We start from the raw sequence: 11,774 nt of genomic DNA, 5'->3' as shown, positions 1-11,774 counted from the left end.
CCTCCTATTGCACGAGAACCGGCACTAGCGGCCCTACGCCAGTACCTGCGCCAGGGATGCCTTGCGTCGCGCAGGGGCTGCCTGGCGCGCTTGAGTCGCCCCGGTACTCGAGCCGCACGGAATCGATGTTTCCGCCGGTTTGCATGGGCTCGATCATCAGCAGGCAGGCCCAGCTTATTACCGGTGCGCTATGGTTGCCGGGGTTGGCGAAACCGGAGCAGTCCACAATCGGTGCGAGCACGAGGCGACGATCCGCGCCGCTCTGGTACGAAGCTGCGGGGGCGGCATTGCCCTGTGTGCTCAGCCCGGTAACGGAGTCGCCCTGATAGGCACGATAGGCCTTGCGCGCGGCAAGGAAGTTCGGCTGGGTCTTGCCCGATGTATCCACGGAGCTGCCGTCGTAAGCGCTGCTCTTTGCCGTCCAGGTGGTGTCGTTGTATGTGAATCCCGTAAAGTCGGTCACGCCTAGCACTTTCGAGCCTTTGACGATGCCGAAGCGGCTGTTCCAGTCATCCGCCAGTGATGCCTTGTTGCCGGCAGATCCAATCAATGTCCCTTGGGCAGGCAGGTTGCACTGTCCCGCGCCGTCAAGTTGCTTCGCAATCTGGCTGGCACTGTTGCCTCCGCCCAGGTCCGCCCAGCCAAAGTTGCCACCTCCGTAGGTGCCCTTGTTGCTGGAGTCGAGCTTGGTCACCAGCCACTGCCCGGTGGTGTAGGGGGACTGTGGCGGGCTGATGGTGCTGGGTTTGCAGACAAAGACGGGGATGGCGCAGGTCGTCTGAGCAGAGCCGGTGGTTGCCACCGCGAACGAGGCGACGGTTGTGGGCCCGATACTCACGCCCGGCAGGAAGTTGAGCACCTGGGCGAACCAATTGGCAATGCCGGCGCGGCTGACAGAGCATTTGACGTACTTGATGCTGGCGAGCGGGTAGCTGACGCTGTTCTTGTCCAGGAAGGGGTCGGCCAATGCGTCGCTGTATGTCACGCTTTGGTTAGCGACAAGCTGTACCGACTCGCTCTGGAACAATGCCATGTTACGAAGGCCGGCGGTAATTCCCGCCGCTTCCGAGACGGTGAGCGGTGTCGCTCCCGTCAGGTCGCGCGCTGCAGCCAGCGCACAGGCATCCGCGCCGTTCTGCAGTTCGCTCTTGGCGACGTAGAGTTTGCCCAGGTCGAGCGCCAGGCCGAGGAAGCCTACCAGCATGACCAGCGCGATCGCAACGATGATCGCTACCGCCCCGCGCTGCCGGGCGCGATGGCTCGACAGCGCGGTCCTGCGAAGCGTTGATTTGGACATGATGAGTCTCCCCGAGCAAACCGATTTCAGCGCGTTCCCGCACCGCCCGCCATGCCGATGCCGCCGAAGCCCCCCGCACCGAAATCCATGCCACCTGCAGCGCCGGTGCCGGCGGGGCGCAGGCGTATCAGCGACCGCTCGTAGTTGGTCATTGCGGCCACGGCGGTCTTGCCATCGGTGCCCGTCAGCGACGGCAGTCCAGCGGGCGCGTCGGGATTGATGATCTGGGAGCGCGTCACGGTGGTAACGGCCTCGCCAAAATGCTTGTCCCAGTTTGGCGTCGAAGTCATGCAGGCGGACAGGGTCAGATTGCCAAGCACTGCCAGCGTGACGGCGGCGCGGCGCGCGTACTTCAGGTTCTCTTTCATGGTGGTTCTCCTCGTGGACGGACGCTTCGGCAGCTCAGTTGGCGCTCGGTGTTTCGGCCGGGCGGGCTCTGTCCGGCGCCAGGCCGCTGGGGCTGGCAGTGGTAGCGGCGCGCGCCTGCGCCAGCCGTGCCGCGGTGGCTTCGATGCGCGCGATGCGCGTGGCGGCAGCGTCCGCCGGCGGAACGCCCGCAGCGCTCGCCCGGGGCGCGGGCGGGGAGATGACGGGCACGTCATCCAGCGGCTTGGCTGCCGGAACCATGCTCAGCGGAGCCTTTGGTGCCTGCGGAGCGGGCGCTGCCGGGACCGCTGCCGGCGCGGGAGCTGCCGGGGCAGGCAGCGAGGGCGTCGGGCTCGGTGCATCAGTCTTCTTGCCGGAGCCTTCCATATTGCCCATCAGGTAGAGCGCGAGCGGGTTCGGTGTCGAGAAGCTGTCGGTTGGCAGCGGATAAGATGCGCTTTGCATGGGTTGGACCAGGTGCGGGGTGATGATGAACACCAGTTCGGTCAGGTCCTGCTGGAAAGACGTGCTGCGAAACAGCGTGCCCAGCACGGGAACTTCGCCGGCGCCCGGCAATGCCTTTAGCGAGCCGCGTGCGCTGTTTTGCAGCAGGCCGCCAATGGCAAAGCTCTCTCCGTCCCGCATCTGCACGGTGGTGGAAGCGCGGCGGGTGGTGATCAAAGGCAGGATGGTCTGTCCCGTCAGGCTGCTGCCGCTGACCGTGGCGCCGGTGGGCGAGAGCTCGGAGACCTCGGGCGCCACCCTGAGATTGATGTGCCCATTTGCCAGTACGGTCGGCGTGAACTTCAGGCCAACGCCAAACTCCTCCTGTTGCAGGGTGATGGTGGATGCACCACCGAGGGCATTGCTTTGCGCCACCGGGATATAGATCTTGCCGCCAGCGAGGAAGCTTGCTTCCTGGCCGCTGATGGTGACCAGGTTCGGCTCGGCCAGGATCTTCACCAGACTGTCATTCTTCTGCGCATCGACGGCCACGTTGAAGGGCCGGTTGTTCGCCTTGTTGGCGAAGATGGCCCCGGACGCGCCGCTCAGCAGCGAGGTCACCAGGCCACCGCTCCAGGAGCCGAAGCCGCCCTGGAGGTTGACCGCCGAACCGAGTTGATTCAGCAACGTCTTCGACACTTCGGCCACCTTGACCTCGAGCATGACCTGCTGTGGCGTGTCAACAGACAGCATGTTGAGGACGCCGCCTTTCTTGTTGCCTTCGCCCTGCGCCGCCGCGGCGTACGCATAGGCGATCTCCATGGCCTGTTGCGCGGCCTGCGCGTTCGAAACGCTGCCTGAGAGCACCAGGTTGTCAGCGGCTGTCAGCACGCGGATCTGCGATTCGCCGGGCATCAGTTGCGCCAGCGAGGTCTGGAGGCCGCCGGCGTCTGCATTGACCACCACGTTGATGATGCTGCAGCCGCCACTGCGTCCTTGCACGATCATGTTCGTGGTGCCGACGCTGCGGCCAAGCACGTAAAGGGTTTGCGGCGACACCATGGTGGCCTGGACTACATTGGGGTTGCCGAGCGTGCGGTTGCGTACCGGCTCTGGCAGGGGGATCAGCGATGACTTGCCGACCGGCACGATGATATTGCTCTCGTTGCGGATCGCGCCGGTGCAGTTCGGCCCACGGCTGTCCGCGGGCACGGCGGCAGCCGGCGCGGGCGCCATGCTGATGGTCATCTGCACCGGGCCGCCGGCAGGCGCGCCCATGGCCGCCTTGGCAGGCGCCGCGGTGGTAGATTTGGCGATGGCGCCGGCTTCGAGCGCCACCTGGGCAGTTGCACCCAACGGTACGCACAAGATTGCACCCGCGACGCTCGCGAGCGCAATGGCTCGGGCACCACTCAGGACTTCCGTATTGACGTTGTTCATTTCGTGTCTCCCCCCGGAGAGGCTGTACATCGCGCCTAGAGTTGCCAAATAGAATCTGGCTGGGCGGCCGCCCTGGCCATCAGAAACATTCAACACTGCCCTGGATGCCGGCCAGCACACCGATGCAATGGCCTGGCCTGGCCGGTGTCGCTACGAGCGGGCGCGGTCTTGCCGGCGCGTGCGGCGCATTGACCGTGACCACCTTGACGGGCTGTTCCGTCGGCGGCGTGCCGAGCAATGTGATCTTGGTGGCGCCACCGGTGCTGACCGCGGCGACGTCGACCTGGTTGCGCAGGACGAGCGACAGGGTGCCCACACTGCGGGCGACGTCGAGCTTCTCTGCCTGCTCGGGCGTGACTTCGAGCGTGACGGCATTGACGACTTTCGGCTGGGTGTCGTCGCGGCTGACTTGCTGGGCTACCGCCAGCACCAGGATTTTTTCCAGCACGATCTTGGAGATGCTGCCATTGCCCGCGCCCTTGGCCTCGGTCTCGTTCGTGTTGACAATCACGTCGACGTGATTGCCTGGCAGGGCAAAGCCCGCCACCCCGACCACATCATTGACGCGTACGGTGATGGCGCGCCTGCCCTGGCCAATCACGGCAGAGAGTCCACCTTTGGTGCCCAGCGGAGCGAGCTTGGCGTCGAGAATCGGCTCTCCGCGTTGGACACTGGTACGAACCACGCGCCCCTCGAGGGATTTGAGGTCCTCAAACGCGCCAGGCGGCACGCTTCCAGCTGGCCAGCTCACCAGGCTAAGTTGCGCATTGGTGAGCGGTTGTCCGAGATTCAGGTCGCCGGTTGCCACTACGACCTGTTTGAGAGAGCTGGAAGATTGTTGCACCAGCCATCGCGAGGCGGAGACGACCGCCGCGACCCCCGCGACCAGGGCGATGAACAGCATCAGAATTGCTCGAGCGTTTTTCATGATGACTCCCCTTACCGTTGTTCGTTAGACAGCATGCCTGCACTCAGCTGGCGGCCTGAGGCGCGGCCTGCCATGCGATCCCCATGCCGCAGGGACGCGTGGATTCGGGTACTGCCTGCGCACCGAAATAGCACTTCCAGGCGCCGCGCAGCGCGTCCTGCGTCACCTGCGGCGGACCGCGGTGGTAGAGCACGCTGGACGCCACCAGCACAAGCAGGTCACGTGGAATGCAGGCCAGGAGCGGTGTCCTGCTGGGGAAGTGCAGTCCCTCCAACAGGAAGTCGAATGCCGCTTCGGTACTTTCCAGTCCGACGTCGCTGGTGGCGCGCAGGTACACCTCGCGGTAGTCATCGCTCGACAAGGGGCCGATGAAGAGCTTGCTGCCGAGCCGCCGCAGGAATGCCTCGTCGCCCAGCTGCTGGGGATCCAGGTTCGTCGAGAACACCGGCCACACATCGAACGGCACCGTGAATCGCACGCCGGTCTGCAGCGAGAACATGTCGACGCCGCGGTCCAGGGGCACAATCCAGCGGTTGAGCAACTCGCTCACGCCTACCAGTTGGCGCCCAAGGTCATCGACGATGTAGATGCCATTGTTGGCTTTCATATGCGGTGGCGCCTGGTAGAAGCCCGACATGGCGTCGTAGCGCAGGTCCAGCATGGACAGCGTCAACTCGCCCCCCGACAATACGGCGGGGCGGTGGCAGATGGTCCAGCGGCGATCGGTCGAGCGCTGCTGCAGCGCTGCGTCGGCGGTATCGAAAGGGACATGCACGAGCGGGTCAAAGACCTGGATGATCTCGCCGGCGACGGTAATCGCGTGCGGTACCGGCACGGCACCTGGCAGGAGCTTGCCAAGGCGCTGTGCCAGGTAAGTCTTGCCGCTGCCGGCGGGGCCATACAGCATCAGCGCCCGGCCGGTATTGACTGCCATGCCCACCTCGTCGAGCAGGTGAGAAGGGATGACCAGGTCGCCGAAGGCCGCAGTCATATCGTCCCTGGATACCGATGCCTGGCGCACGGAGTGACGCTGGACGGCAGCGAGATACGCGTCGAGGGTGACCGGCGCTGCGCCGACATAGCTGCTGCGCGCAACCAGTTCGGCGGCCCTGGCATACCCCGCATCGGTCAGGCGGAAGCGTACGTCAAGGTCGCTTGTGCCGCGGCGCGCCACCTCTAGCATGCGCTCTTGCACCGCGATGCTGGCGATCTCGTGGGTCACCATGGCGGGCAACTTGAGGGTGTCGGCCAACTGGGCGAGCATGGCGCTGCGATGCAGGTAGGCCGCCTTCATCAATAGTCCCACCAGCAGTGTGACGTCGATGCCGGTGTCGGCGACCGTCCTCGGCGCGGGATGCCACGGATGCATCTGTTCGCGCCTGGCATCGTCCGGGCTATCGGCTTCGATGCCTGGCGTGGGTGCCCGCTGCGCAGTTCCCGATGTTTTGTGTTCGATCATTGCTCCCCCCGTCTATTGGCTGGTACGGCCTTACAAGTCCAATTTCAGTTTCTTGTTCAGGTGAGTCATGGCGAATGGCTGTCGTTACACGGAGGCGAACAGCACGCTGATCGTGCCCGCGGCAATGGCCACGCCGTAGGGCAGCGACCCGACCGACCATGACGATTCGTTGCTGGCACTGCTGTCCTGGGTGAGCGCAGGCCTGATCCGACCGAACGACGTCAGCATCAAGGCAAGGTTGTGGCGCAACTGACCAAGGCTGCCACGCCACAACGTTAGTGCCAGCGCCCACACCCCACCGGCCACGAAGGTAGCCAGCGCAATCTCGAACGCCATCGGCGCGCCCAGCCAGGCACCCACCGCGGCCATCAATTTGACATCGCCGGCTGCCATGCCGCGCAGAAGGTAGAGGGGCAGGAACAGGGCGAACCCGGTGAGCCAGCCACTTGCCCAGGTCAGAGCTCCGGCGCTCCAGCCGTGCATGATGATCTGTACAGGCAGCGCGAGCAGCCACGCCCCGAAGGTCAGCCAGTTGGGAATGCGACGTTGCTGGGCATCGATGGCTGCTGCGGTCAGGACCAGCACGATCACCAATGGACCGACGCATTGCGGTAAGGCGGACTGGGCTAGCATGATGTTCCCTCTACTTTTTTTTGTTCTGTCTGTGCCGGCCCGTTATTCGGACCTGGCATTCCTGCTCAAGCGGTGACTGCGGAAGCGATCTTCTGGTAAAGGTCAAACACGCTGGTGCCAACCGACGTGACCGAGAAGAGTATGGCGACGGCGATCAGGAGACCCAGCAACGCGTACTCGATGGAAGTCACCCCGGATTGATCACGATGTAGTTCCCTGAGCATTTGTCTTAGCTTTGGCATGGTGTCCGCCGTGTCGTCGTGGATCGTTGGATTGGGCAGGATGGCTCGTGTCGTGAAGCCCCCCTTTCCACCGTGTGCCATCGTGATTCCGCCTCGGCCAAGGCGGGGTGCGGACGGGCTGAAGAGCCCGTCCGCGTCGCTTTAGCCGTTAGCCGACGTGAGCGAAGTGCCAATCTTGTTGAAGGTGGTCGCGAGCTGCGTGCCGACGATCGTGACCGCACCAATGATCACGACGGCGATCAGTGCTGCGATCAGGCCGTACTCAATGGCGGTGACGCCATCTTCATCGTTGGCGAAGCGCTTGATGTTGTTGATCAGGGTATTCATGGCAATCTCCTTCGGTGTCGGGAAAAAACTTGATGCAATGAAAATCAACTACGGGCGAGGGTTGTTCGTTGCGGAGGGCCGCAGATTGCGAAGGCGTGGAACGGCCACTTACCACCCTTGTGTTCGCGACAAAGCCGAGAGATGGCGGCGCTATGCGTGGCGGCAATCCGGATCCCGTCCAGCATGCCCTTCACCAGCGCCTGCGAGGGTGGTCCTGGCAGGCGATTCGGTGTGCCGTCCCTCCAGATAGTCCTTGCGGCTTCCGGATGGACAGCGGGCACGGCGTGTTGGCGGTCAGCAGTCATGGCGTAAGTTCATTTAGCTGATTCGTTGTCGGGCTTCGGCGCCGTTGATGCGTGCCTCCGCTTCCTCGGCATCCAGCTGGAGCTGTCCTGGGGCCGTATGCCAGACCATAGGCAAAAGCTGGGCCACCCCACCGCGATTCGTTGAATTCAAAGGGTCTCCGGGAGGGCGGGCGCGCAGAGAGCGTGCCAGCCAGGGTCTGCGTCGGCATCGTCGTTGCTGCGTGGAAACGTGCGGCGCGGCGACCGACGCGTTACAGCGGCCTATGGATGAGCCGTGACCGATCCGCCTAGTCCTAAGTCGCTAGGAAGGAAGGATGACTTTCCGCAAATGGGCATTGCAAAGGGCGTGCACAGCCTCTGCACGCGGACGCGAGGCCCGGCAGATCCGCCGAATGGTTGAGGTGACGGCGGCGAGGCTGACGCCAAGTGGCATGTTTCCGGCGAGAAACGTCAAATGGCAGCCCGTCTTACGGAGATCTGGCACGTCCTCGGCGCCAGGCCTGGCTCTGGGAGCTATTCGCTTGCGATTCAAGGCTGAAACGTTGGGCCTTTATCGCCCTGGAAAGCCGTAAAACGCGGTGTTTTCCGGCAGGGGGCGCGCTTGTTTAATCTTGGGATTCAGACAAGACTAAAACCACGGCACCCGAAGAGAAACTGAGAGTGCGTGCCAGGAAGCAGCTAAAGATGCTCGGCAAATAGTGCGTCGAAAGCCAGAGGCAAACCGGCATCGCGCAGCGCCTTTTTCAACGCACGAGAAAAGCGCCATTGCGAGGACATGAACAGGAGCGAATTGTGAGGGCCAGAACGCGCGAAGGCAAGGAATCCCCGCAGTCCGGCGCGCTCGGCCTCGACCGGGTTCGCTTCTACAGCATTGTCGTGCTGGTGTTCTTCGGTCTATTTGTCGTCGCTTGGGGATGGGCCAGCAACGGCTTCATGAGCGGCCGTGCGGCGCGTCCCGGGGTGGATTTTTCCGTATTCTGGAGCGCTTCCTATCTAGCGCTGCAAGGGGCTGCGCAGGATGCCTATGTGTTTGAGTCGCTGGCCCCGGTAATGGCGGCGTTCGGCTCGCAGGCCTCAGGCGGCGATTTCTTTATGCCCTGGCTCTATCCGCCGACATTCCTGCTGGCTGTGCTGCCATTGGCGCTGCTGCCGTTCCCGGTCAGTTATTTCCTCTTCTCAGCCGGCACGGCGTATCTCTATGTAACGTCCCTGCTAAGGTTGCTTGGTTCCGCAACGAGCTGGAGGTCTGGGAATTGGCTGCCGATCGTCGCGTTTCCTGGGGTTTTGCTGACCCTCTTGCTGGGGCAGAATTCCATGCTGACAGCCAGCTTAGCGGCACTCTCGATGTGCTGGCTGCAGCGGCGCCCGGTGCTCGCCGGCATTTGTATTGGCCTGCTCTGTATCAAGCCGCAGCTCGGCCTCTTGTTTCCCATTGCCTTGATCGCGGCACGGGCGTGGAGGGCCCTCGCCGCTGCGGCCCTGACCGCACTCGCGTTGCTTGGCGCCAGCCTGGTGGCGTTTGGCTGGGAGACCATCCCGGCCTTTCTTGGCGCTGCCGAACTGGCGCGGGTGCAGCTGATCGAGCATAGCCCGCAGGGGTGGCTCATTTCGCCAACAGCGTTTGCGGCGGTGCGCCTGTCCGGCGGCAGCATCGCCCAGGCTTATCTGGCCCAGGGCCTGGTTGCCTTGTTTTCGATCTGTGGCCTGCTCCATGTCTGGTTGCGGCAGACTCCCACAGGGCTTCGCGTCGCCATGCTCGCCACGGCCACCATGCTGACGACCCCATATCTTCATGGCTATGAGCTGACCTGGATGGGGCTTGCCATCGTCGGCATGGTGAGCGACTGCCTTAGGCGAGGATGGCTGCGCGGCGAGCAGCAATTGCTGGTAGCCGTGTGGCTCTTGCCCTTGTATGAACTTCTCAATCCCTTCATGAAGCTCCCGCAGATCGGTCCCGTGATCCTGATCCTGGTGGCCGGCGCAATCCTGCGGCGGGCGGGCATCCAGGTGGCGTGGAGCGTGACATGCGCATGATGAGAGCCGCTGCCGCTGCCGCAGTCGATGGCGACCAGGTGCCGGACGAGCACTGGCTGAACCCCGAGCGGGTGCGCCTGTACTCAGCCGTGGCGCTCGTCGCCTACGTTCTCTTCTTCTCGATCTGGATCTGGCGTGCCTGTCTGTCGAGGCAAGGTGATGCGAGCCTGTTCGGTGGCGACTTTGTCGCGTTCTGGAGCGCTGCCCAGCTTGCCCTGAACGGAAACCCGACGGGTGCCTACGATGATGCCACCTTGCGGCTGGTCGAGATCGCCGCGATGCCGGCCCTTGCCTCCGCCGGGGGCACGCTTCCGTGGCTATATCCGCCTAGCTTCCTGCTGCTGGTCTGTCCGTTGGCGCTGCTTTCATTCGGCGCAGCGTACGGGGCTTTTATCGGGACGACCGGTGCGCTCTACTTGTGGGCGGGGAGCCGCATTGCTTCCTGGCGCGGCGCATGGCTGCCAGGCATGGCCTTCCCCGGTATCGCCGTGGTGTGCGCGACGGGGCAGAATGCCCTGCTCACTGCCGGTCTGGCCGCGCTCTCGCTGACGATGGTGCGGCGTCACCCGGTTGCTGCCGGGCTGGTGATGGGAATCCTGACCATCAAGCCGCACCTGGCGTTGCTGTTCCCGCTTGCACTGGTTTGTGCCCGGGCCTGGAAGGCGCTGGCAGCCATGGTGGCTTCTTCAGCCGCGCTGCTGGCTTTGAGCGCTTCGGTGTTCGGCACGGAGACCTTTTTCTCATTCCTCGCCAATGCGGATATGGCACGCCTCGCGGTGGAGGGCGGCGAGGCAAAGCTCGTCCGGATGCCGACAGTGTTTGCCTTGATGAGATTGCTGGGCGGCAATCTCGCGCTCTCCTATGGCATCCATGCCATGGTGGCGGCCCTTGCCGCCGGCGTCGTGATCTATGCGTGGTGCAGGCCGGCCAGTTTCCCGCTGCGGGCGAGCGCTTTGATGGCGGCCACGCTGATGCTCAGTCCTTATCTCTACGACTACGACCTCGCATTTCTCGGTTTCGTGATTCTCTGGCTTACCGGTTATGCCATTGAGCGCGGATGGATGCGCTGGGAGAAGGAGTTGCTACTCGTCCTTTGGCTCACGCCACTGCTCGGGTTGCTTGTTGTCCAGGCGATCGGATTCCAGTTCATGCCGCTTGCGATCCTGGCAACGTTGTTTCATGTAGTCCGTCGAATCCGCACGGAGCGAGTTCAGAACCCGGAGCCGTGCCACAACAATGAAACGCGGGTGGGGGAGGTGGGTCATGATTGATCAATACGATAGCAAACAGATCTCTCTGGTAGTGCCATTTTTCAATGAGCGCGATGCTATTCCAGGGTTCTTCAAATCCGTTGTGCCAGTACTCGAATCGATCGAGGCGGCCACGTTCGAGATCGTCTGCGTCAATGATGGCAGCAACGACGGCACGCTGGAAAGGCTGCTTGAGATCTCGCGGCGGGACGCTCGCGTGCGGGTGATCGACCTGACGCGGAATTTTGGCAAGGAAGCCGCGCTTACCGCGGGGATCGATGAGGCGCTTGGCGATGCGGTCATCCCGATCGATGCGGACCTGCAGGATCCGCCAAGCCTGATTCCCGTCCTGGTTGCGCGCTGGCGGGAGGGGGCCGAGGTCGTCCTCGCACAACGCGCGAGCCGCTCGTGCGATTCGTTTCTCAAGCGCACGGCGGCGCTGGCCTACTACCGGGTGCATAACTATCTGTCGGAACTGAAGCTGCCGGAGAACGTCGGCGATTTCCGGCTGATGGACCGCGTGGTCGTCAATGCGCTCAAGCAGTTGCCGGAGCGCAGGAGATTCATGAAAGGCTTGTTCGCCTGGGTGGGCTATCGGACCGTGATTGTGCCCTACGAGCGTGAGGCGCGTAACGCCGGGCATTCCAAGTTTTCCGGCTGGCGTTTGTGGAATCTCGCCCTGGAGGGCATTACCAGCTTCAGCACGCTGCCGTTGCGCGTATGGACGTATCTGGGGTTCCTGATCGCCTCCATCGCTTTCTGGTACGGCATCTTTATTATTGCGCGCACGATTGTGCTTGGCGTGGAGGTGCCCGGCTATGCCTCCTTGCTTTCGGTGCTGCTGTTCTTTGGCGGAGTTCAGCTCATCGGCATCGGTGTGGTAGGGGAGTATGTCGGCCGCATCTACTACGAAGCCAAGGGGCGGCCCATCTACCTGGTGCGCCGTCGCTATCAGGAACGGCGCCAGACGGGGCAGCTTGCCGCCGGCAAGCGGGTGGTCAACCTGGCCAGCGTGCGGCGAGTATCCCAGGAGCGGTGATGCATGTTGC

The 11,774-nt window shown here is 63.4% G+C and carries 11 protein-coding genes; 3 read left to right on the top strand and 8 right to left on the bottom strand.

Annotation, left to right across the window (positions count from 1 at the left end; all coding sequences use genetic code 11):
* Positions 1-4: 4 nt before the first annotated feature.
* The 8 genes from AC1Q7Q_RS23850 to AC1Q7Q_RS23815 form a co-directional block, all read right to left on the bottom strand.
* Positions 5-1,297: a pilus assembly protein TadG-related protein gene (locus AC1Q7Q_RS23850; RefSeq protein WP_492375041.1), complete on the bottom strand. Its 1,293-nt coding sequence runs from the start codon at positions 1,295-1,297 to the stop codon at positions 5-7.
* Between the two features lie 26 nt (positions 1,298-1,323).
* The gene (locus tag AC1Q7Q_RS23845) at positions 1,324-1,665 is read right to left on the bottom strand and encodes a hypothetical protein (RefSeq protein ID WP_492375042.1); all 342 of its coding nucleotides are present in this window, start codon (positions 1,663-1,665) and stop codon (positions 1,324-1,326) included.
* A 34-nt stretch (positions 1,666-1,699) separates the two neighbouring features.
* Positions 1,700-3,547: a type II and III secretion system protein family protein gene (locus tag AC1Q7Q_RS23840; RefSeq protein ID WP_492375043.1), complete on the bottom strand. Its 1,848-nt coding sequence runs from the start codon at positions 3,545-3,547 to the stop codon at positions 1,700-1,702.
* Between the two features lie 79 nt (positions 3,548-3,626).
* Positions 3,627-4,475, bottom strand: a complete 849-nt coding sequence (gene cpaB, locus AC1Q7Q_RS23835) for a Flp pilus assembly protein CpaB (protein ID WP_492375044.1) — start codon at positions 4,473-4,475, stop codon at positions 3,627-3,629.
* A gap of 43 nt (positions 4,476-4,518) precedes the next feature.
* On the bottom strand, positions 4,519-5,844 hold the full coding sequence (locus tag AC1Q7Q_RS23830) for a DUF8689 domain-containing protein (RefSeq protein ID WP_150988571.1): 1,326 nt from the start codon (positions 5,842-5,844) through the stop codon (positions 4,519-4,521).
* Positions 5,845-6,018: 174 nt separating this feature from the next.
* A complete protein-coding gene (locus AC1Q7Q_RS23825) occupies positions 6,019-6,567 on the bottom strand; it encodes an A24 family peptidase (RefSeq protein ID WP_492375045.1) in 549 nt (182 codons plus the stop codon).
* A gap of 65 nt (positions 6,568-6,632) precedes the next feature.
* Positions 6,633-6,890 (bottom strand): Flp family type IVb pilin, encoded by a 258-nt coding sequence (locus AC1Q7Q_RS23820; protein ID WP_338404696.1) that lies wholly within the window; start codon positions 6,888-6,890, stop codon positions 6,633-6,635.
* A gap of 60 nt (positions 6,891-6,950) precedes the next feature.
* Positions 6,951-7,136, bottom strand: a complete 186-nt coding sequence (locus AC1Q7Q_RS23815) for a Flp family type IVb pilin (RefSeq protein ID WP_043344388.1) — start codon at positions 7,134-7,136, stop codon at positions 6,951-6,953.
* 1,097 nt (positions 7,137-8,233) lie between these two features.
* Between AC1Q7Q_RS23815 and AC1Q7Q_RS23810 the strand changes: the two genes are divergently transcribed.
* Genes AC1Q7Q_RS23810 through AC1Q7Q_RS23800 form a run of 3 tightly spaced genes read left to right on the top strand, consistent with a single transcriptional unit; the run spans position 8,234 to position 11,764 of the window.
* Positions 8,234-9,475 carry a glycosyltransferase family 87 protein gene (locus tag AC1Q7Q_RS23810; RefSeq protein WP_150988578.1) on the top strand — a complete coding sequence of 414 codons (1,242 nt, stop codon included), beginning with the start codon at positions 8,234-8,236 and terminating at the stop codon, positions 9,473-9,475.
* Positions 9,466-10,746, top strand: coding sequence for a glycosyltransferase family 87 protein (locus AC1Q7Q_RS23805; RefSeq protein WP_492375046.1), 1,281 nt, complete (start codon positions 9,466-9,468; stop codon positions 10,744-10,746). Before AC1Q7Q_RS23810 ends, AC1Q7Q_RS23805 begins: the two co-directional genes overlap by 10 nt.
* Entirely contained in the window at positions 10,739-11,764 is a 1,026-nt protein-coding gene (locus AC1Q7Q_RS23800) for a glycosyltransferase family 2 protein (RefSeq protein ID WP_150988510.1), read from the top strand. The genes AC1Q7Q_RS23805 and AC1Q7Q_RS23800 overlap by 8 nt, the downstream gene beginning before the upstream one ends.
* Positions 11,765-11,774 lie beyond the last annotated feature (10 nt).

The sequence above is a fragment of the Cupriavidus sp. GW823-FHT07A04 genome, assembly GCF_058794615.1.
The sequence above is the reverse complement of the archived record's forward strand: the minus strand, read 5'-3'. Positions and strand labels throughout refer to the sequence as shown.

What these genes read in the sequence shown, in the direction of transcription:
- AC1Q7Q_RS23820 (WP_338404696.1), bottom strand. Translation starts at nt 6,890, where the DNA reads ATGGCACACGGTGGAAAGGGGGGCTTCACGACACGAGCCATCCTGCCC.
- AC1Q7Q_RS23845 (WP_492375042.1), bottom strand. Translation starts at nt 1,665, where the DNA reads ATGAAAGAGAACCTGAAGTACGCGCGCCGCGCCGCCGTCACGCTGGCA.
- AC1Q7Q_RS23805 (WP_492375046.1), top strand. Translation starts at nt 9,466, where the DNA reads ATGCGCATGATGAGAGCCGCTGCCGCTGCCGCAGTCGATGGCGACCAG.
- AC1Q7Q_RS23840 (WP_492375043.1), bottom strand. Translation starts at nt 3,547, where the DNA reads ATGAACAACGTCAATACGGAAGTCCTGAGTGGTGCCCGAGCCATTGCG.
- AC1Q7Q_RS23800 (WP_150988510.1), top strand. Translation starts at nt 10,739, where the DNA reads ATGATTGATCAATACGATAGCAAACAGATCTCTCTGGTAGTGCCATTT.
- AC1Q7Q_RS23850 (WP_492375041.1), bottom strand. Translation starts at nt 1,297, where the DNA reads ATGTCCAAATCAACGCTTCGCAGGACCGCGCTGTCGAGCCATCGCGCC.
- AC1Q7Q_RS23815 (WP_043344388.1), bottom strand. Translation starts at nt 7,136, where the DNA reads ATGAATACCCTGATCAACAACATCAAGCGCTTCGCCAACGATGAAGAT.
- AC1Q7Q_RS23830 (WP_150988571.1), bottom strand. Translation starts at nt 5,844, where the DNA reads ATGCATCCGTGGCATCCCGCGCCGAGGACGGTCGCCGACACCGGCATC.
- cpaB (WP_492375044.1), bottom strand. Translation starts at nt 4,475, where the DNA reads ATGAAAAACGCTCGAGCAATTCTGATGCTGTTCATCGCCCTGGTCGCG.
- AC1Q7Q_RS23825 (WP_492375045.1), bottom strand. Translation starts at nt 6,567, where the DNA reads ATGCTAGCCCAGTCCGCCTTACCGCAATGCGTCGGTCCATTGGTGATC.